Origin of the sequence: Marinobacter sp., assembly GCF_048269445.1 — a bacterium.
GTDB lineage: Bacteria > Pseudomonadota > Gammaproteobacteria > Pseudomonadales > Oleiphilaceae > Marinobacter.
Window position 1 is genome coordinate 391984 of sequence record NZ_JBLXIQ010000003.1, and the last position, 18357, is coordinate 410340.

At 57.9% G+C, this 18357-nt stretch carries 20 protein-coding genes; 8 read left to right on the forward strand and 12 right to left on the reverse strand.

Going from position 1 to position 18357, the window contains the following annotated elements; all coding sequences use genetic code 11:
- Positions 1–51: 51 nt before the first annotated feature.
- The gene (locus tag ACN0XM_RS08070) at positions 52–1218 is read left to right on the forward strand and encodes a GNAT family N-acetyltransferase (RefSeq protein WP_417566412.1); all 1167 of its coding nucleotides are present in this window, start codon (positions 52–54) and stop codon (positions 1216–1218) included.
- Positions 1219–1265: 47 nt separating this feature from the next.
- Positions 1266–1931 carry a hypothetical protein gene (locus ACN0XM_RS08075; RefSeq protein ID WP_417566413.1) on the forward strand — a complete coding sequence of 222 codons (666 nt, stop codon included), beginning with the start codon at positions 1266–1268 and terminating at the stop codon, positions 1929–1931.
- A gap of 27 nt (positions 1932–1958) precedes the next feature.
- Here the strand turns inward: ACN0XM_RS08075 and ACN0XM_RS08080 are convergent, their stop codons facing one another.
- From ACN0XM_RS08080 to ACN0XM_RS08090, 3 genes are read right to left on the reverse strand one after another with little or no spacing between them, the layout of a single operon-like run.
- Positions 1959–3296 carry a nicotinate phosphoribosyltransferase gene (locus tag ACN0XM_RS08080; RefSeq protein WP_417566414.1) on the reverse strand — a complete coding sequence of 446 codons (1338 nt, stop codon included), beginning with the start codon at positions 3294–3296 and terminating at the stop codon, positions 1959–1961.
- Between the two features lie 30 nt (positions 3297–3326).
- Positions 3327–3875 (reverse strand): isochorismatase family protein, encoded by a 549-nt coding sequence (locus tag ACN0XM_RS08085; protein ID WP_417566415.1) that lies wholly within the window; start codon positions 3873–3875, stop codon positions 3327–3329.
- A gap of 30 nt (positions 3876–3905) precedes the next feature.
- The gene (locus tag ACN0XM_RS08090) at positions 3906–4121 is read right to left on the reverse strand and encodes a dodecin (protein WP_417566416.1); all 216 of its coding nucleotides are present in this window, start codon (positions 4119–4121) and stop codon (positions 3906–3908) included.
- 197 nt (positions 4122–4318) lie between these two features.
- Here ACN0XM_RS08090 and ACN0XM_RS08095 point away from each other — a divergent pair, with 197 nt between their 5' ends.
- Positions 4319–5089, forward strand: a complete 771-nt coding sequence (locus tag ACN0XM_RS08095; RefSeq protein WP_417566417.1) for a DUF3750 domain-containing protein — start codon at positions 4319–4321, stop codon at positions 5087–5089.
- On the opposite strand, the gene ACN0XM_RS08100 is transcribed toward ACN0XM_RS08095, so the two are convergent.
- The 3 genes from ACN0XM_RS08100 to ACN0XM_RS08110 form a co-directional block, all read right to left on the reverse strand.
- Positions 5086–5397 carry an AzlD family protein gene (locus tag ACN0XM_RS08100; RefSeq protein ID WP_417566418.1) on the reverse strand — a complete coding sequence of 104 codons (312 nt, stop codon included), beginning with the start codon at positions 5395–5397 and terminating at the stop codon, positions 5086–5088. The two genes, ACN0XM_RS08095 and ACN0XM_RS08100, sit on opposite strands and share 4 nt — an antisense overlap.
- Complete coding sequence (locus ACN0XM_RS08105) at positions 5394–6143, reverse strand: AzlC family ABC transporter permease (protein WP_417566419.1); 750 nt, start codon at positions 6141–6143, stop codon at positions 5394–5396. The genes ACN0XM_RS08100 and ACN0XM_RS08105 overlap by 4 nt, the downstream gene beginning before the upstream one ends.
- Before the next feature lie 69 nt (positions 6144–6212).
- The gene (locus ACN0XM_RS08110) at positions 6213–6755 is read right to left on the reverse strand and encodes a hypothetical protein (protein WP_417566420.1); all 543 of its coding nucleotides are present in this window, start codon (positions 6753–6755) and stop codon (positions 6213–6215) included.
- A gap of 331 nt (positions 6756–7086) precedes the next feature.
- Between ACN0XM_RS08110 and ACN0XM_RS08115 the strand changes: the two genes are divergently transcribed.
- Both ACN0XM_RS08115 and ACN0XM_RS08120 read left to right on the forward strand, forming a co-directional pair.
- Entirely contained in the window at positions 7087–8208 is a 1122-nt protein-coding gene (locus ACN0XM_RS08115; protein WP_417566421.1) for a Glu/Leu/Phe/Val family dehydrogenase, read from the forward strand.
- A gap of 91 nt (positions 8209–8299) precedes the next feature.
- On the forward strand, positions 8300–9712 hold the full coding sequence (locus ACN0XM_RS08120) for a sodium-dependent transporter (RefSeq protein WP_417566422.1): 1413 nt from the start codon (positions 8300–8302) through the stop codon (positions 9710–9712).
- A gap of 6 nt (positions 9713–9718) precedes the next feature.
- Here ACN0XM_RS08120 and ACN0XM_RS08125 read toward each other — a convergent pair whose 3' ends face one another.
- The 4 genes from ACN0XM_RS08125 to ACN0XM_RS08140 form a co-directional block, all read right to left on the reverse strand.
- On the reverse strand, positions 9719–10621 hold the full coding sequence (locus ACN0XM_RS08125) for an NAD-dependent protein deacetylase (protein ID WP_417566423.1): 903 nt from the start codon (positions 10619–10621) through the stop codon (positions 9719–9721).
- A 15-nt stretch (positions 10622–10636) separates the two neighbouring features.
- Positions 10637–11368, reverse strand: coding sequence for a spermidine synthase (locus tag ACN0XM_RS08130; RefSeq protein WP_417566424.1), 732 nt, complete (start codon positions 11366–11368; stop codon positions 10637–10639).
- Positions 11369–11372: 4 nt separating this feature from the next.
- Positions 11373–11933, reverse strand: a complete 561-nt coding sequence (locus tag ACN0XM_RS08135) for a DUF1415 domain-containing protein (RefSeq protein WP_417566425.1) — start codon at positions 11931–11933, stop codon at positions 11373–11375.
- A 195-nt stretch (positions 11934–12128) separates the two neighbouring features.
- Entirely contained in the window at positions 12129–13715 is a 1587-nt protein-coding gene (locus ACN0XM_RS08140) for an ABC-F family ATPase (RefSeq protein WP_417566426.1), read from the reverse strand.
- Positions 13716–13897: 182 nt separating this feature from the next.
- Here ACN0XM_RS08140 and ACN0XM_RS08145 point away from each other — a divergent pair, with 182 nt between their 5' ends.
- Positions 13898–14176, forward strand: a complete 279-nt coding sequence (locus ACN0XM_RS08145) for a peptidylprolyl isomerase (protein ID WP_417566427.1) — start codon at positions 13898–13900, stop codon at positions 14174–14176.
- Between the two features lie 23 nt (positions 14177–14199).
- A complete protein-coding gene (locus tag ACN0XM_RS08150) occupies positions 14200–15126 on the forward strand; it encodes a succinyl-CoA synthetase subunit beta (RefSeq protein ID WP_417566428.1) in 927 nt (308 codons plus the stop codon).
- On the opposite strand, the gene ACN0XM_RS08155 is transcribed toward ACN0XM_RS08150, so the two are convergent.
- Positions 15099–16301, reverse strand: coding sequence for a M24 family metallopeptidase (locus tag ACN0XM_RS08155; protein ID WP_417566429.1), 1203 nt, complete (start codon positions 16299–16301; stop codon positions 15099–15101). The two genes, ACN0XM_RS08150 and ACN0XM_RS08155, sit on opposite strands and share 28 nt — an antisense overlap.
- 97 nt (positions 16302–16398) lie before the next feature.
- Here ACN0XM_RS08155 and ACN0XM_RS08160 point away from each other — a divergent pair, with 97 nt between their 5' ends.
- Positions 16399–17478 carry an MBL fold metallo-hydrolase gene (locus ACN0XM_RS08160; protein WP_417566430.1) on the forward strand — a complete coding sequence of 360 codons (1080 nt, stop codon included), beginning with the start codon at positions 16399–16401 and terminating at the stop codon, positions 17476–17478.
- Here ACN0XM_RS08160 and ACN0XM_RS08165 read toward each other — a convergent pair.
- The gene (locus ACN0XM_RS08165; RefSeq protein WP_417566431.1) at positions 17450–18280 is read right to left on the reverse strand and encodes a DUF2059 domain-containing protein; all 831 of its coding nucleotides are present in this window, start codon (positions 18278–18280) and stop codon (positions 17450–17452) included. The genes ACN0XM_RS08160 and ACN0XM_RS08165 overlap by 29 nt on opposite strands.
- Positions 18281–18357 lie beyond the last annotated feature (77 nt).

Here is an 18357-nt window from a genome sequence, read left to right on the forward strand (position 1 = left end):
AGCCGGGTTCTGACGTATGGTATCGGGTAGATCAAGGAGCCCCGTCCAACCATGTCAGTAACCGGATTGTCTTCCCTCACCCTGGAAACCTGTGCCAGCATCGATGATATCCCGCAAGAGGACTGGCAGCGGCTGGCGGGACGCTCAAACCCGTTCCTTCGCCAGGAGTTCTTCCAGGCTCTCGAGAAATCCGGCTGCACCACAGCGGCCACCGGGTGGGCGCCCAGCCATCTGGTTTTCCGAATGGCCGGCAGGATCGTCGGCGTGGCGCCGGCGTTTCTGAAAAGCCACTCCATGGGCGAATATGTATTTGACTGGGCCTGGGCCGAGGCCTACCAGCGCCACGGGCTGGACTACTACCCGAAACTGCTGATCGCCATTCCCTTTACGCCCTCAACCGGACCCAGATTGCTGCTCGACCCGGCCTTGCGCGAACAGCTCGAACCGGAACAGCTCCAGGACCTGCTGGATACGCTGACCCACAGGCTTGGCGCGCACTCCTGGCATCTTCTGTTCCCGGACGCCGATGACCAGATGCTGCTTCATCACCACCGGGAACTGCACCGCCTCGGGTGCCAGTTCCACTGGCACAACCACGGGTACCGGAGCTTTGAGGATTTTCTGGCGGCTCTGAATTCACGCAAGCGCAAATCAATACGCAAGGAGCGCCGGCTGGTTGCCGAACAGGGCATCTCCTTTGCCCGCTTTCACGGTCGGGACATTCCGGACCATGTACTCGACGCGTTCCATGTGTTCTATCAGGCAACCTACCTGAAACGGGGCCAACGGCCCTACCTGAACCAACGCTTTTTCGGACTGCTGCGGACACACCTGCCGGAGCACCTACACCTCGTGATGGCCGCCCGCGAGGGAGAGATGATTGCCGGCGCCCTGTTTCTTGCCGGCGAAGATACCCTGTACGGACGGTATTGGGGCTGCCTCGACGAGTACAACCACCTGCATTTCGAGACCTGCTATTACCAGGGCATCGAGCTGGCGATGGACCTAGGCCTTCAGCACATCGACGCCGGTGCCCAGGGCGAGCATAAGCTGGTGCGGGGCTTTGAACCCGTCCTTACCCATTCCTGGCACGGCATTCTGCACCCGGGCTTTCGCGAGGCTATCGAAAACTTCACCCTCGAAGAGGCTGACCATGTGTTAGGTTACCTCAACGACGCGAAGTCCGTTCTTCCGTTCCGGCAGCAGGGGAAGGATTAACTTCTATACTGAAGATCCGAGACAGGAATTCGACGGAGTTAGATACCATGGACACGGACGCACTTTGGCGCATGCTTTCATCAGTCAATTTACCGCTATTTGTCTCCGTAAGCGCCTTTCTTCTGGCCCTGGTTTCCCTTGGCCTTATTTCCGGCGCCCGACGCCGCAACCAGGACCAGGTGGCAAACCTGCGCGAGAAGTGCGACACCCTCTGGCGTGAATTGGATGACATTCGGGTAGCGCAATTCAACCGGCCCGGAATTGCCGGAGGCGCTGGGACATCCTCGCCCTTTGAGGAAGCCAGCTACCATACTGAGATGCAGGCCTACAGCAAGATCTGGCCCCAGGTGTGGCAACTGTATGAGCGCCTGGGCACGTTCCTGAGGGCCGTAGAAGCGGGAGAGGCTGCAGGGGAGCTGAGACTGGAATCCCGGAACGCTGCCTTGGAAGCGCGAAACCTTCTGAACAGGAACCGCCCATTCTGCAGCCAACCCGTAGATGAACTGGTCACACGCTTTATTGACGCCGAAATCAAGGCCCACCTGTCCGCCTGCCAGTATCTGGATTTGCTCAAAGACGCTTCCAGCGCCTCTTCCAGCCACGACCGGAGGGTTCTGCAGGACAAATGCCACAGTCTGCACGAGGGGGAAGCCCGGGACCTGATGAACCAGCTGACGGCATTAATTCGCCAGCGATCCATCCGCAGCGCGTGACCAGTCGACTGGCTTCACCAAGCCATATCAGACGGCTACTTTCCTGAAGGTTTCAGCCTGTAAATTCTGCAGGTAATCACTGATTTCAACCTCGTAGCCCGAGGACGGTTTGATGGTTCGCAACCCCGGAGGCAGTGACTGGATGCGCCGCTGCGCGTTTGCAACCTCCTCGTCAAGCGGCGTCAGGGCTGCGGGCAGCAATTTACCGTCTTCCATGACCGTTTTCAGCAGAGGTATGCCACCCATCGGTTCATACAAACCAGCAATGACATCCCTCTTCGCAATGCCATGGTCATCATACTGCCGAAAGACCTGCTTCTCTCCCGGCCAGGACTTCTTACCTGAAGAGCTCTTCATTTTTGGTTCGCCGGCGTATTCGGTCAGCTTGTAAGCCAGATCCAGAGCCGGTGCATCATTGGCTGCGCCAATGGCGGTGCCAACGCCAAAGCCGTCAATGGGTGCGCCGTTCTCTCGCAAGGAGGCGATGCGATATTCGTCCAGTCCACCACTGGCCATGATCTTTATGTCCTTGAAACCGGCATCGTCCAGTATCGCCCTGCAGTCCCGCGCCTCCTCAGCCAGGTCTCCGGAGTCCAGGCGGATCGCGCCAACACTCACATCGGGCTCCCGCTGCAGCCAATTGACCATCCGTTTTACTGCCCGCCGGCTGTCGTAGGTATCCACAAGCAGTGTCGTACCAGGATAAAGCCTCGCATAAACCTTGAAGGCTTCAATTTCATCGGCATAAGCCTGCACAAAACTGTGCGCCATGGTGCCGTTTACTTGCATTCCAAAATCAAGGCCAGCAAGCACATTACTTGTTCCGGACAAACCCGCCAACCGGTAAGCCCTCACGCCCCGATGGGCAGCGTCCAAGCCGTGCATTCGGCGCATGCCAAAATCGACCACGGGACAGTCGCCGGCGGCGAATTTTATTCGTACTGCCTTGGAGGCTAGAACCGACTCAAGGTGAACATAGTTCATCACAAGGCTCTCAAGAATCTGGGCTTCGGCAATCGGCGCCCGTATCTCCAACAAAGGCTCTTGGGGGAACAATGGTGTGCCTTCATCCACGGCACGGATGGCACCGCTGAACCGGAACGCCTTTAACCAGTCCAGGAAGCCCGGCCGAAAACGATCAAGCTCGCGGAGACGTTCGAGATGCCTATCAGTGAAACTCAGTTTTTCCACTACCTCTGCGATACGCTGCTGGCCACAAGCCAGCACGAAATTTCGGTGTTCGGGCAGCTCCCTGAAAAATAGACTGAACACTGCGGACTCTTGCATTCCCTCGGCCCAGTAGGCCTGCGCCATGGCGAGTTCATACAGATCGACCATCAGGGGAAGGTCTTCTTGACTGATCACATTGCCCCCTCTCTGCCCGCCTTCACTTTTTCAGAGCAGCAACGCTCCGCCGGTTTCAAGCTCAGCAAAGACGCCCTGGGCACCGGCCTGATCGACCGCACGGGTTCCGCCTTTCACCAGCTCAACGCCAAACCCGAGTTTCAGTGCATCCAGAACCGTCGCGCGAACACACACGTCCAGAGCCAGTCCAGCTACTTTGATCTGGCTGATGTGATTGCGCTTTAGAAAGCTTTCCAACTGGGTACCGTCGAATGCCGAGTAGGCGTCCGTATCAAACCCTGTACCCTTACTCACCCGCACAGCACTGTCGGGCAGCGCCAGAGACGGGTGAAACTCCGCACCAGGGCTATCCTGGACACAATGTGGTGGCCAGGGCCCTCCTCTGGCCACAAAACTCACATGATCAACGGTATGCCAGTCACGACTGGCGATGATCAACTCGTCAGCCTTCATGGCACCGGCAATCAACTGGTTAACCACGGGCAGAATGTCACTGGCATCCGGCACGGCGAGGCTGCCGCCCTCACAGAAATCGTTTTGAATATCGACAAGCAGCAATGCACGACTCGTATTCGGCATACTCAACCTCTTGGATTTCCAGGCCGGCTCTCAGCTGTCGGCTATTCGAAAGCCGACCTTCATCACTACCTGGTAATGGCCGACCTTTCCGTCAGCAATGTGGCCACGGGTCTCAGTGACTTCAAACCATTCCATGTTGCGGACACTCTTGCCGCATTCTTCAAGTGCGTTTTCGATGGCGTCTTCAATGCTTTTTTGGGACGAGCCAACAATTTCCACTTTCTTATACACGTGATGGTCAGACATGACATGGCTCCCTCAAAGATCATTTGTGGTACTACTGAGACTAGAAGAGAAGGCGCGCCCCGGCAAACCACCAGGGGCATCACAAGTTCATCCAACCGATCCCGTCGGGCGTATTTGTTCACTACAATTAGTCGGGAGGCCAGGAACTTAATGTTACTCGCCGGATCCCCATGGTCTCCAACCTTCGGACAGGGTTCATGAAACGATTTTTGAAATACTCCGGCTGGTTTCTTGGCGGCCTGCTGTTCCTTCTCTCCGGCCCACTGCTGCTGGCCACCAGCGGCAGTTTACAGGGCGCGGAAAGCTGGCACACTGCCACCCGTGAAAGCGCCGGGATCGCACCACCACCGGATACAACTGAGGCAGCCATCGTGCAGGTATACGGCGCCCGGGCCTGGAGCTGGCGCGGCTACTTCGCCGTGCACACCTGGATCGCCACCAAGGAAAAAGGCGCTGGCCATTACCGGGTTCACGAGGTCACCGGCTGGCGCCACTACGTGGTCAATTCACGTCCCGGCGAACCGGACCGGCACTGGTACGGTGCCAAACCGGAACTGTATGCGGACATTCGCGGCGAACACGCCGAGAGACTGATTCCCCGTATCTACAAAGCCGTGGAATCCTACCCGTACCCCACCGAATACGATGCCTGGCCAGGCCCCAACAGCAATACCTTCGTGGCATGGGTAATCCGGGAAGTGCCCGGCCTTGATGTTGCGTTGCCCAATCACGCCATCGGCAAAGACTATCTGGGCGATCAGATCGTAGCCGAAGTCCCGGGCGGGGCCGGTTATCAAGTTTCATTCGGAGGGTATTTCGGCCTGTTAGCAGGCGTCAGGGAAGGTCTGGAGCTGAATGTGCTGGGACTGTCGTTCGGGGTTAACCCGCTGGCACTCGGCATCAAGCTTCCGGGCATTGGGGAGCTTGCCTTGCGAAATGCCAACCCAATGCCCGACGCCACTCCTTAGCCAAGATAACGCACGAATCCTGCCGCCGCGATACCGGCGGCAATGGCTGGTAGAGGTTTACGCAGTGCCAGCATGGTCACTGCCGTGACCACCAGTGCCGCGAGAGCCCCGGCATCGCCACTGACGGCCATGGGCACGATGATAGCGATCAGCACCGAGCTGGCCATGGTGTTGATGAAGCTTTCGATCCGGGGATTGATCCGGACAAACGACATGATGAAAACGCCGCCAAATCGGGTCGCCAGGGTAACCGCGGTCATGATAGCGATAAGGGTCAGAATACCTGCCGTAGTTGTCTCGATGGTCATGGACGCTCCCCTTGCCCCTCAACCTCTGACTCGGCAGGGGCTGGCTTGTGTTCAAGCCAGAAGAACCCGATCGCGCCACCCGCCAGAGCTCCGACCACAACATGGGTATTCGGCGGCAGCCATTTCCAGGCCGCGAGCGAGGCAAGGGCCGCGACTGTCCAGGCCACCAACACCCGGGGGGATTTCTTCCCGCCCAACGCCATGGCCAGCAGGAAGCAACCAAGAACCATATCCAACCCGAGGGATTTCGGATCCTGCAACAAGCCCCCAAAGTAGACGCCTAGCCAGGTGCCGACAATCCAGGCCAGCCAGAGCACCAGGCCACCACCAAGAATCACCTCAAGATTACGCCGGCCACTCTGATATTCCTGAGCCGAAACTGCCCAGTTGGCATCCGTCAGCAACAACAACAGGCCATACCGTTTACCGGGGGACAGATCCTTGAGCATCGGGTACAGAGAAGCGCCCATGAGCAAGTGGCGGGAATTGATGGCAAATACCACGGCCATCAGAGGCAGGATCGACACTTTGCCGCCCCACATGTCGATGGCGGCAAACTGGGAGGCACCGGCAAAAACCGTGGTACTCATCAGGATCGCTTCCAGCGGTTGGAGCCCCTTCTGGGTAGCGGCCAGGCCGAAGGCAGCACCAAACGCCACCACAAATAACGAGATGGGTAAGAGCCGGAAGAATTCAGCGCGCACCTTGGCCGGCTGGAGCTGATAACAATAGGAAGCGACAGACATCCGGGGAAGCTATGCCAGTTTCCCCGGTGAGCGTATAGGTAAATACCGAAGCAAGCGCCCCATCTGCGACTAATGGACCGCGTGCACCTTGTCATTCGCCGCTGCGAACGGGTTGTTGAAGCTGCTGCTTTCACCCTGAAGCTCGGCCTCCGGATGATTCAGGGCCATCAGCTCTTTCATTTGTGCCACGTCTGCCTTCGGCACATCCACCATCACCAGGTGACGGCCGGCCTCAATGTCATTGTGGTATTTGCGGATGCGGTAGTTCTCCGTGCCTATGCCGCCGAATCCGCCAAGCCAGCCACCGGCAAGCACCGCAAATACGCCCATTGCCACGTAGGCCGCTATCGGCCAGCCAAGCCCTCCCCAGATCGCCATGGGTATCACAAAGAACAGTGTAAACAGTGCACCGATAATCATCCCCCGCTCAACAAACCTGGGAAGATCGGTCTTGTCGAGCACGCTGGCGGAATGCAGCCTGTGGGTATAAAGACCCGCCTCATCCTTACTGAAAATATGAAAACGCCAGTCGGTAATACCCCGCTCGTGAAGGTCTGCAGAAATGCTTTCAACGCTGTCGATGGAGTCCACGAGATAGAAAAGCCGTTTCATAATATTCCCCCCACTCAGAAACTCTGAGTCAGACGATATATTTGAATTATAAATCACCCAGCGCAGGCAACCCCATGATTGCTCGAACCGTTTTACGATAAGCAGACGCAGAATATGACGCTTGCGCATAACTGGCCCGCTCTTACATGTTGACGTTAACGTCAATTATGGCTAATTTGTTTTTCGTCCCGCCCCAAAAGGGCGCATTCCAAAGGGAAACCCCCAACGGAAAAACCGGACACCTGAAATCAAAACGCCGGCCATAAGCCGGACGACAAGAACAAGATACCCGCTCATGCCGAGATCCGGCCCGGTGGGAGAGGATTTCAATATGCTCGATAGCACCCCCTCTGTGAACGTATTCAGCCATCCTGAATTCGACAACCATGAACACCTGTCCTTTTTCTGCGACCCGGAGACCGGGCTGAAAGCCATTGTTGCCATCCACAACACCTCTCGCGGTCCTGCCCTGGGCGGTTGCAGGATGTTTCCTTACACCACGGACGAAGAGGCCCTGCGCGACGTCTTGCGGCTGTCCCGCGGTATGACCTACAAATCCGCTCTGGCCAACCTGGATCTGGGCGGCGGCAAGTCTGTGATTATCGGCGACCCGCGCACACAGAAAACCGAAGCTCTGCTGGAAGCCATGGGGCGCCATCTCGAAACCCTGGGCGGGCAATACATTGCGGCGGAAGACTCGGGGACCACTGTGGCCGACCTCAAGGTCATGGGCCGGCGCACCAGTCATGTCGCCGGAATCGCCTCGCGTACCGGCTTCGACGGCAATCCCAGCAACGGCGACCCGTCACCTGCAACGGCCTACGGTACCTTTATCGGCCTGAAGGCGGCGGTAAAACACAAACTGGGCCGGGATAACCTGAGCGGGCTGAAAGTGGCCATTCAGGGCATTGGCAATGTTGGTTTCCGACTCGCCAAACACCTGAAGGAAGCCGGTGCCGAGCTTTGGGTGTACGACATCCACGAAGAGAACATGCAGCGGGCGGTGGATCAGCTGGGAGCCGTGCCTGCTACCGCCGATAACATCCTGATACTGCCGGTAGACGTGGTCGCCCCCTGTGCCATGGGTGCGGTACTCAACGATCACAGCATTCCGCAACTGCGGGCCAGCATTGTGGCGGGCGCCGCCAACAATCTGCTGGAACACCCGGAGCACGACAGCATGCTGCGGGATCGGGGCATCCTCTATGCACCGGACTTCGCCATCAACGCCGGAGGCATCATTGATGTCTTCTACGAACGTACCGGCGCCACACCGGAAACGGTGCGCGCCCACGTTGACACCATCGGCGATACCCTGACCGAAATTTTCAATCGTTCTGACCGCTCGGGCCGACCGACCGGAGAGATCGCCAACGAACTGGCGGAAGAACGGTTCCGAAAGCACACCGCCGGGGCCGGGCTGACACCCGGGCGGTTGGCTCGCACCGGATAACCTGACACCGGCGCATCCCTCCGGGGGCGGCAGGCTTCTGCAGCTCCCTAATTAAACCCTGACACAAAAACAAATACTCCAGGAGATAGTTATGTCTGTCACTTCATCAGATTCCGCCGCCTATTCGGGGGCGCTTGAAGGTTCCAACGCCGAGCGCGGGCTCTGGTCATCACGCCTTGCCTTTATCCTTGCCGCCACCGGTTCCGCCGTTGGCCTGGGTAATATCTGGAAATTCCCCTACATCACGGGCGAGAACGGCGGTGGCGCCTTTGTTCTGGTTTATCTACTGTGCATCGCCGTCGTCGGTATTCCCATCATGATGGCAGAAGTCATGATCGGCCGTCGCGGTGGTTGCAGCCCGGTCAAGAGCTTGAGCCAGATTGCCAAACGCGACCGACTCAATTCAGCCTGGAAGGTGGTAGGTGCCGTAGGCATCCTGGCGGGCTTCCTGATTCTCTCGTTCTATTCGGTCATCGGCGGCTGGGCCATTTCCTACGTGGGCACGACCGCCAGCGGTCAGCTTACCGGCCAGTCGGCCGATGCCGTGGGCGCGATCTTCTCCGGCCTGCTCAGCGACCCCACCACCCTGCTGGCCTGGCACACCCTGTTCATGGCGCTGGTGATGGTTGTGGTTGCGAGGGGTGTACGCTCAGGGCTGGAGCGGGCGGTGAGCATCCTGATGCCTGCCCTGTTCGTTCTGCTGCTGATTGTCGTGGGCTATGCTATGACGACCGGCCACTTTGGCCAAGCCGCTGCCTTCCTGTTCCAGCCGGATTTCTCCAAGCTCACTACCTCCGGGATACTGGTAGCGCTGGGGCACGCGTTCTTTACCTTGAGCCTCGGTATGGCCGTGATGATGGCCTACGGCTCCTACCTGCCCAAAAACATCTCCATCGCCAAGACGTCTATCACGGTCTCGCTCATCGACACCGGTGTGGCGCTGCTGGCGGGCCTCGCCATTTTCCCGATTGTGTTCGCCAACGGCCTTGAGCCGGGCGCTGGCCCTGGTCTGATCTTCCAGACCCTGCCGCTAGCCTTCGGTCAGATGCCCATGGGCTCACTGTTCGGCACCCTGTTCTTTGTACTACTGATATTTGCCGCTTGGACGTCCGGGATTTCACTGCTGGAGCCGATTGTGGAATGGCTGGAAGAGCAGAAAGGTATGAACCGCACCGTCAGCACGCTGGGCGCGGGCATTGTCTGCTGGGCGCTGGGCATTGCCTCCATTCTCTCCCTGAACCTGTGGGCCGACTTCGCCCCCCTCGGCTTTGTGCCCATGCTGGAAGGCAAGACCATCTTCGATCTTCTGGACTTCTTCACCGCCAACATCATGCTGCCCCTGGGCGGACTGCTGGTTGCCCTGTTTGCGGGCTGGGTGATGTCACGCAACGCCATGGAGAAGGAACTGGCCCTGTCCCCGACAATGTTCAACCTGTGGCTGATCACCGTACGCTTCGTTACCCCGGTAGCGGTGGCCGTGGTGTTTATCTACAACCTGATGTAACCACTGCTATAACTGATCAAGGGAGGCCTTCAGGGTCTCCCCGATCCTCGCGTTAAGTTTCAGATCCACCAAATCCTCAGCCCGTGTCCGCCCCAGGTTCAGGGTGGCAATGGGCTTGTTCCACTCGTTGGCGTACCGGCAGAAACGGAAGCCGGAATACACCATCAACGACGAACCAATGACCAGAAGGCCATCACTTGCCTTCAGCGTATCCAGGGCCGAATACACCCGGTCTTTGGGGACAAAATCACCGAAGAACACCACGTCCGGCTTCAGAATCCCCTGACACTTCGGACAGTCCGCCAGTCGGAAATCCTCGAAATCCACATCCAGATCGGCATCGCCATCCGGTGCTGTGTCGGCGGTATATTGCTGGAAATCCGGGTTCAGATCCGCGCAGCGGTCATGCACCTCATCCCGCGGGCAACGGTAGCCGCAACTCATGCACACCACCTCATCGGCCCGCCCGTGCAGATCCGTCACCGCCCGGGTGCCCGCCTTCTGGTGCAACCGATCTACGTTTTGGGTAACCACCAGGCTGCTGTGGTTGAGCAGTTCCAGGTCGGAGATATAGTGATGAGAGCGGTTGGGCCTGGCATTGCGCATTACCGGCCAGCCAATCAGGCTGCGGCCCCAGTAGCGTTGGCGGGTGTATACATCTTCCATGAAGGCCTTGTGCTGAACTGGCTGCTTGCGCTTCCAGGCTCCATCGCCATCCCGGTAATCCGGGATGCCCGAATCCGTGCTGACCCCGGCGCCGGTCAGAATCAGCAAGCGAGGGTAGCGATGGATAAACTCCGCCAGCAACGCCCCGGCCTCGTCCGGTTCGTGCAACACCGGCGGCTGATCCGGCTCAGGCAGACGCTGGCTGGGACTGAAAGGTCGACTGCGGTGCGTGGTTACAGGCATACAGACTCCGGTTTCTCAGCCCAACTTGCGAGCCACATACACGGTGTTGAACGATTCCCTGTTCTGAAATGGATTGAAAAAGGATACGACATGGCAAGCCACATCGGTGAACACCTCGTTGAGAACGGCCATGAACTCGTCATCCTCACCCTCGTTTGACCACATGGCAAACACCCCTCGGGGCTTCAGTTGCCGGGCCATCAGGCGCAGATTATCGGCGGTGTAAAAGCTGGCACTGGAATCGTGCAAAAGGGCCCGGGGTGAGTGGTCGATATCAAGGAGAATGCCATCGACTTGTTTGCCGGGGTTTTCCGGATCGAAACCACCAACCTCGGGATCGGCAACCGCAAGGTCGAAGAAACTGCCATGAACGTAACGGGTCCGCGGATCGCCGTTCAGGTCTCTACCCAGAGGCACCAACTCCTGCTGATGCCAGCCGATGACGGGCTCCAGGTATTCAACCACCAGCAGCTCAGCAACCCGCTCATGCTTGAGCGCCGCCACAGCGGTGTAACCCAGGCCCAGACCCCCGACAACCACACGGAGGTTGTCGCCCTCGGTTTCGCCCAGTCCGATGTCTGAAAGGGCAACTTCGGCATCCACGAACATACTGGACATCAGGAATTCCTCCCCCAGCTTCACCTCGTAGATATCCCGATCGCCAATAGCCGGAATCCGGCGCCGGCGCAGAGTGATCTCACCAATCACCGAAGGTTGGCTGTCAATTTGCTCGAAAAGCAGTCCCATCTGATCAGACCTTAGGGTTTGATTCACCAAGGCACGAACGCAGGATGCTCCGCATCTTTGCCGTGCCCAGCTCGTTCATCAGTTCAATATTTCTCTGCGGGATGCCATCCACATCCGGATAACTGTCAATTGCCGCTTCCAGACTCGCTTCCCTCAGCAGATGCAACATCGGAAACGGTGAACGGTTGGTATAATTCTCCGCTGCATCCGGCTCGGTGCCTTCGAACTGATAGTCCGGATGGAAACTGGCGATCTGGTAAACGCCTTCCATATCCAGATACGCCAACAAACCATCCGCCGCGTCCAGGAATTCATTGTATGGACCGAAGTCCTGCAATACACCCGGGTGGATTACCAGAGTGGTTTCAATCTCCGGCTCATCTTCCAGGCGCTGAAGCTCCGAATGCAGGGCCTGCAGCAGCTCGTCTTCGGTCTCGGCTTCCGAAACAACAAACCGAACCCGGTTCCGGACCAGCTCCCGTTTGGCAAACGGACACAAGTTGTAGCCGACGACGACTTCTTCGACCCACTTGCGGGTTGCGTTGATAATCTCGGTCTCGCTCATGCCGCGCTCTCAAATAGTAGTGAAGGCCACACAAAGGTACGATCGGGCAGCCGGGGAGGGCTGTCCAAAACTGTGCGGAGCCATGGATGGCGGAGCCCAAGCGTCACATGGACGTGCCGCAAGGAGCGTGTTTTGGACAGCCCTCCCCGGCTGCCCGGCCCCCAAGGTTTGGGGTTTAAAAACAAGGTTTGAAGCTTAAAGGTACCCCTGGCTCCGAAGATAATCATCATAAGACCCACTGAAGTCGGTAATACCGTCGGCCTTAAGTTCAATAATGCGCGTAGCCAGTGAAGAAACAAACTCCCGATCGTGGCTGACGAAAATCAGAGTGCCCGGATAGTTCTCCAGCGCCAGGTTCAGAGCCTCTATGGACTCCATATCCAGGTGGTTTGTCGGCTCATCCATCAGCATCACGTTCGGTTTCTGCAAAATCAGCTTGCCAAAGAGCATCCGCCCCTGCTCGCCGCCCGAGATTACACGGACCGATTTCGCGATATCGTCGCCGGAGAACAGCATACGCCCCAGGGTCCCGCGAACCAGTTGCTCGCCCCCGGTCGTCCACTGGGACATCCAGTCGGTCAGGTTGTCGTCATCGGCGAAATCTGCAGTGTGGTCCTGGGCGAAGTAGCCAACCTCAGCGCTGTCGGTCCACTTCACCTCACCGGAATCCGGCTCCAGCTTGCCGGCCAGACACTGCAGCAGGGTGGTCTTGCCGATGCCGTTGGGACCAATGACGGCCACCCGCTCACCAGCTTCGATCTGCAGGTTCAGTTTCGACAACACACACTCTTCACCGAAGCCCTTGTAGAGATCTTTCAGGGTGACCGCCTGGCGGTGGAGCTTTTTGGTCTGCTCGAAACGGATAAACGGGCTTACCCGGCTTGAGGGCTTCACCTCTTCCAGCTGTATCTTGTCGATCTGGCGGGCTCGGGAGGTGGCCTGCTTGGCCTTGGAGGCGTTGGCAGAAAAGCGGCTGACGAACTGCTGCAGCTCGGCGATCTGGGCCTTTTTCTTGGCGTTGTCTGACAACATGCGCTCGCGAGCCTGGGTGGCGGCGGTCATGTATTCGTCGTAGTTGCCCGGGAACAGGCGCAGTTCGCCATAATCCAGATCGGCCATGTGCGTGCACACGCTATTCAGAAAGTGCCGGTCATGCGAAATGATGATCATGGTGCTGTTACGGGCCACCAGGATGTTTTCCAGCCAGCGGATGGTGTTGATGTCCAGGTGGTTGGTGGGCTCGTCCAGCAGCAGTACATCCGGATCGGAAAACAGCGCCTGGGCCAGCAAGACCCGCAGCTTCCAGCCCGGCGACAGGGCGCTCATGGGGCCATTATGCTGCTCCAGTGGAATATCAAGGCCAAGCAGCAGCTCACCCGCACGGGCGTCAGCGGTGTAGCCATCCATTTCGGCAAACTGGACTTCAAGGTCCGCCACCGCCATGCCGTCTTCTTCGCTCATTTCCGGTAGGGAATAGATGCGGTCCCGCTCTTTTTTGATGTTCCACAGTTCCTCATGGCCCATGATCACGGTATCAATCACCGAGCACTCTTCAAAGGCGAACTGGTCCTGGCGCAGTTTACCGAGCCGGGTGTTGGGCTCCAGCATGACCTGGCCAGCGGAGGGCTCCAGATCTCCACCGAGGATCTTCATCAGGGTGGATTTGCCGCAGCCGTTGGCACCGATCAGGCCATAACGGTTGCCGTTGCCGAATTTGGCGGAAACATTTTCAAACAGGGGCTTGGCCCCGAATTGCATAGTGATATTGGCGGTGGAAATCAAGAAACAAACCTGTCGATGTGGGGCCGGATAGGCGCCGGCGAATAGAAAGCCGGCATTGTACAGGTTTGCGGGCAGGACTGTGAGACAGCAGAAACACGGATAAAAAGCGCTTGCCTCCGGCGAGCTGTCCGGGCAGCATTCCCGTTCTGACATACCATTCATTCGACAACAGGAAATTGATCATGGCACAGGCAACCGCACGCCACATTCTGGTAGATAGCGAAGCAAAATGTGAAGAACTGAAGACAGCCATTGAAGGTGGCCAGGATTTCGCGGAAGTGGCAAAACAGCACTCGTCCTGTCCCTCCGGCCGCAACGGCGGCGACCTGGGCTCCTTCGGCCCGGGCCAGATGGTTCCGGAGTTTGACAAGGCCGTATTCAACAGCGAGCTGAACACCGTGCTCGGCCCGATCAAGACCCAGTTCGGCTACCACCTGCTGGAAGTGACCAGCCGCAGCTGATGTTTCCGGGCACCCCACCGGGAATGCCCTGTACCGGTCGGCGGCTTTCGCTGCTGGCCGGTCTGCTCTCACTTCTTATTATCCCGTTTCTCTTTATCGGCGGGCCGGACTGGTCCTCGGGACCGGTGTACAAATCGGCCTGGAATCTTGGCCACATCCTCCTCTTTGCCCTTCTGACTCTCGCCGTGAGACCCTGGCAGTGGCTACAAGGCTGGCGCCTCTGGCTGGCAGTGACCGGGGTATTGCTGGCCACCGGAATGGTCATTGAACTGCTCCAGTATGGATATGGCCGCGATATGGACTGGCGGGACCTGGTCCGAAATTTGATCGGCAGTTGGCTAGTTCTGGCTTGGCGCCCCCTGGTCTTTCCGCAGAATCGGGCAACCGCCGGTAACTGGCTCATGGTCGCCGTTACCACGCTGTTGCTGCTGGCTGAACTGGCCACTACCGCTCAGGTAGCCGCCCGGCAATTTCAGATGAACCGTCAATTGCCGGCCCTCTATGATTTCCAGCGAGACCAGCCTGCCCCCTTCTGGAGCGGAGCAATCGCATCCTCCACCGCACATGCCCTGGACGGGTCAAAAAGCCTGAAAATTGATTTGGGCACGGAAACCTATTCGGGTGTATCCCTGAACAACTTTCCGTCCGATTGGCGCGGATTCGCCACTTTGTCCCTTGCTCTGTTCAACCCCGATTCCCGGCCGCTTTCGATAACCCTTCGAATTAACGATGTGGCGCATGACAGGAGTGACAACGCCTACAGCGACCGTTTCAATTTCAGACTTGATCTGGAGCCGGGCACCAACATCTACACAATATCGCTGGCAACCATCGAACAGGCACCAGAACAACGTTCGATGGATATGAACAATGTACGCAGGCTCGGGCTTTTTGCCACTCGCTTGCCCGAACCAAGGACGGTTTACCTGTTGGCGTTGGCGCTTGACTGACCCAGTGTCCAAGGGTTGGATGTGATCGGCTCAGCCCCGGCATCGGTTACCAGAATCGTTTCACTACACCCGATACCCCATTTCCCGGGAGCTCGCAGGCAAATCGGGAGATGAAACACCATTCCGGGACTGAATTCCGTGTTGCCGCCACGTGCAATAAAACCCGAACCTTCCACCCAGGACGGCGGAAACTGCGCGCCGACGGTGTAGCCGAATACGCCCGAGAAAAACACAGTACCGGCAAGGGGGGCCAGGGCTTTTTCAGCGGCCTGGGCTGCGGAATCAAAGGTCACCCCCGGTTTCACTGTCGCCACAAGGGCATCCACAATGCTCCGACAGCCGTCAAATACCTTCCGCATTTCCCGGGACGGCGTTCCGGCAACCACGGTTTGCATCATGGGCGCAGTGTAGCGCTGCCAGGCAGAACCGAACTCCAGAAATACCGGTTCATCCTGCTCTATCCTGCAGCGTTTGTGGTTGGTGTGAATCACGCTGCTACGCCGGCCTGTGGTGACAATGGGCTGCATGCTCATGAACTCACTGCCTTCTTCCAGGAGGGCGTGGGCTCCAATCGCGGCGATGTCATTGTCTGTCACACCGGGCCGAACACCCGCCACGGCTGCCTTCAGGGCCTCACCGGTAATACGCGCACTCTCTCGGAGGTATTCAATTTCGGCAGCAGACTTAACGATCCGAATCTTCTTTACCAAACCGCCACTATCAATAAATCGAACGCTTGAGAGCCGGGCTTTCAAGCCTTCAAGCACCCCCTGCCGGAGCGAACCGTGCCAGGCATCAATGCCGACAATGTCCGCAGAACCATTGAGGGCATCAATCAAAGGTGACAGCACTTCGCCAATGCCTTCCCACCGGTAGCCGGCGACGTTGGTTACCCGGGTCGTCACCATGGCTGGCCCCATTTCAATGGAGGGTACTTGCAGGAACAGGGATGAGCCGGTGACCAACAGAGCGACGTGAACGGACACTTCGAACGTACTGTAGCCTGTCAGATAGAAGATGTCGGAAGGGTCTGTGAGCAGCAGAGCATCCATATCTTCAACCGCCATCCGCTGCTGAACCCGGCTAAGCCGCTGATCTAACTCCTCGACTCCGAAGGGGCACTCGGATCCGCGCAATTCTGCCGGAAGCGCTTTCTGATAGGCGTTGAAATCCATAACGACTCTCTCCACTCGCATATACTAGTGAGAGTGGACCGAGATCTGGCTTTGTACAAATTTTCCAGACCGGAAACCTTACCGGCCGGGAGCATGTATGGACTGCAAAAGAACGCCCACCGGGGCGGTTAAGGTTAGCGTTGAGTTGGGCGCCCTGACCAGCGTGGCAAAAGACCCACAAGTGGCCGTGCGGGTCGGCCCGGTGGTGGCGTCCCTTGTAAACGGCGTGGGCGGGGACCCGCTATTGCAGTTGAGGCTGCTGCATGAGCGCCGCAGTCTGCTGTTTGACCTTGGCGATACCGGGCGCATGCCCCTTCGCTCTGCGCATCAGGTCAGCGACGTGTTCATCAGTCATTGCCACGCAGACCACATCGGCGGGTTCATGTGGTTCCTGCGAAGCCGGATTGGTCATTTCCCCCCCTGCCGTCTGTTCGGCCCGCCCGGGTTGATGCAGCATATCACCGGGATGATCAGCGGCATCCTGTGGGATCGCGTCGAAGACCGTGGCCCCCGGTTCGTGATTCACGAATGGCATGGCGATTACCTCAGGCGCTGGAAAGTGACCGCTGGCGATCCAACTCCAACACCGCTGGAGGACCGGCCCACTCCCGGCAACGTACTTTACAGTGAACCGGAATTTCAGGTTCGCGCTGCATTGTTGGACCATGGCACGCCGGTTATGGCCTATGCCTGGGAGCCCTTTGGTAAACTTCAGGTGCGGAAAGAGCAATTGGAGGCCTCAGGATGGCGCCCGGGCCCTTGGTTGCACGATCTGAAGATGGCGGTGCTGCGCCAATGCCCCGATGAACTGATATCTCCCAATCCATCCGAAACCTGGCGTGCAGAAGATCTCGCCCGCAAACTGCTGATTCAGGCACCGGGAGAAAAAGTAGTCTATGGTACGGATTTCTCCGGATCTTCAGATAACATCGACAAGATGCTGGCGCTGGCACGAGGGGCCCACACCCTGTTCTGCGAGGCGTCGTTCATGGTGAAAGACGAAGACCAGGCCCGTCGCACCCATCATCTGACAACCATGGACTGCGCCCGCATTGCCGAAGGCGCAGGGGTCCGGCAACTGGTCGCATTCCACTTTTCTCACCGCTATGAGAGCAAGAGGCACGATGTCTATCGGGAACTTGGCGAGTTCACTGACCGCCAGATGATTCCGGACTAAGAAAACGGGATACCTGCTTGCCGATGGATTCGATAGGGTCGGTAATTGCCTGCTGTATGCTGTTGGTAACAACCTTTGAGAACGCGGCACCTGCGGGGCTTTCCAGGAACCCCAAATACAGATCCATTTCCTGGGCACTGATATTTTCGTAAGTGTGGAGATAGCTGTCATACACCTGCTGGCCAACCACGCCACTCAACACGCTCCGCTGGCTTTCAATGCGTTGACGGAGCTGATCGTAATTTGCCGAATCACTGCTGAATGCAGCCATGGCGGTTGCCAGCCCGATTTGCACCGCAATGGTGGTATCCACTGCGCTTTCAGTGGCGCGGGATGCACTATCAAATCGGTCAAACATTTCCGCTTTGCGACTGCCCTCGTATTTGCTCTTCAGTTCCGGAGCGCGGGCCTGGATCTGCTGCCAGGCAGAGGGCGCAGAAGCGGCAATCTCGGCGGCCGAAATCTTCTTCGCAACGGGTGTTTCATACCAGCCCTGCACCGCTTCGAGTTGCGCGTCCGTCAGCTCGTTTTGCAAATCGGTAATAATCTGTTGCTCAATATCGGCGGCACTGAAACTGCTGCTCACCACATTACCAATCGTATCCGCGACCATTGGTGGCAACTGGCCGGTCCGTTTCAGACCGTCCCGGATGCCCTGGCTCATCATGGCAGGGTATCTGGCGACAATATCGTCAACCGGCGAGACCTCCAGAACCTGACGGGCATCTGTTGCCGCCTGGGCCGCTCCTGCAAAAAGCATGGCGGTGACTAAAAGAGGTTTAATTAGGGGAAATCGCTTCATTTACCTATCATCCCGAATGAGTCGTTGATTCCCTTATGCCACGGGGACGATGCATGCAGCAAGCAATCCCGCAGTCC

Excerpts from the sequence above, each read along its gene's own strand:
- ACN0XM_RS08070 (WP_417566412.1), top strand. The coding sequence starts at position 52 with ATGTCAGTAACCGGATTGTCTTCCCTCACCCTGGAAACCTGTGCCAGC.
- ACN0XM_RS08075 (WP_417566413.1), top strand. The coding sequence starts at position 1,266 with ATGGACACGGACGCACTTTGGCGCATGCTTTCATCAGTCAATTTACCG.
- ACN0XM_RS08085 (WP_417566415.1), bottom strand. The coding sequence starts at position 3,875 with ATGCCGAATACGAGTCGTGCATTGCTGCTTGTCGATATTCAAAACGAT.
- ACN0XM_RS08090 (WP_417566416.1), bottom strand. The coding sequence starts at position 4,121 with ATGTCTGACCATCACGTGTATAAGAAAGTGGAAATTGTTGGCTCGTCC.
- ACN0XM_RS08095 (WP_417566417.1), top strand. The coding sequence starts at position 4,319 with ATGAAACGATTTTTGAAATACTCCGGCTGGTTTCTTGGCGGCCTGCTG.
- ACN0XM_RS08100 (WP_417566418.1), bottom strand. The coding sequence starts at position 5,397 with ATGACCATCGAGACAACTACGGCAGGTATTCTGACCCTTATCGCTATC.
- ACN0XM_RS08105 (WP_417566419.1), bottom strand. The coding sequence starts at position 6,143 with ATGTCTGTCGCTTCCTATTGTTATCAGCTCCAGCCGGCCAAGGTGCGC.
- ACN0XM_RS08110 (WP_417566420.1), bottom strand. The coding sequence starts at position 6,755 with ATGAAACGGCTTTTCTATCTCGTGGACTCCATCGACAGCGTTGAAAGC.
- ACN0XM_RS08115 (WP_417566421.1), top strand. The coding sequence starts at position 7,087 with ATGCTCGATAGCACCCCCTCTGTGAACGTATTCAGCCATCCTGAATTC.
- ACN0XM_RS08120 (WP_417566422.1), top strand. The coding sequence starts at position 8,300 with ATGTCTGTCACTTCATCAGATTCCGCCGCCTATTCGGGGGCGCTTGAA.
- ACN0XM_RS08125 (WP_417566423.1), bottom strand. The coding sequence starts at position 10,621 with ATGCCTGTAACCACGCACCGCAGTCGACCTTTCAGTCCCAGCCAGCGT.
- ACN0XM_RS08130 (WP_417566424.1), bottom strand. The coding sequence starts at position 11,368 with ATGGGACTGCTTTTCGAGCAAATTGACAGCCAACCTTCGGTGATTGGT.
- ACN0XM_RS08135 (WP_417566425.1), bottom strand. The coding sequence starts at position 11,933 with ATGAGCGAGACCGAGATTATCAACGCAACCCGCAAGTGGGTCGAAGAA.
- ACN0XM_RS08145 (WP_417566427.1), top strand. The coding sequence starts at position 13,898 with ATGGCACAGGCAACCGCACGCCACATTCTGGTAGATAGCGAAGCAAAA.
- ACN0XM_RS08150 (WP_417566428.1), top strand. The coding sequence starts at position 14,200 with ATGCCCTGTACCGGTCGGCGGCTTTCGCTGCTGGCCGGTCTGCTCTCA.
- ACN0XM_RS08155 (WP_417566429.1), bottom strand. The coding sequence starts at position 16,301 with ATGGATTTCAACGCCTATCAGAAAGCGCTTCCGGCAGAATTGCGCGGA.
- ACN0XM_RS08160 (WP_417566430.1), top strand. The coding sequence starts at position 16,399 with ATGGACTGCAAAAGAACGCCCACCGGGGCGGTTAAGGTTAGCGTTGAG.
- ACN0XM_RS08165 (WP_417566431.1), bottom strand. The coding sequence starts at position 18,280 with ATGAAGCGATTTCCCCTAATTAAACCTCTTTTAGTCACCGCCATGCTT.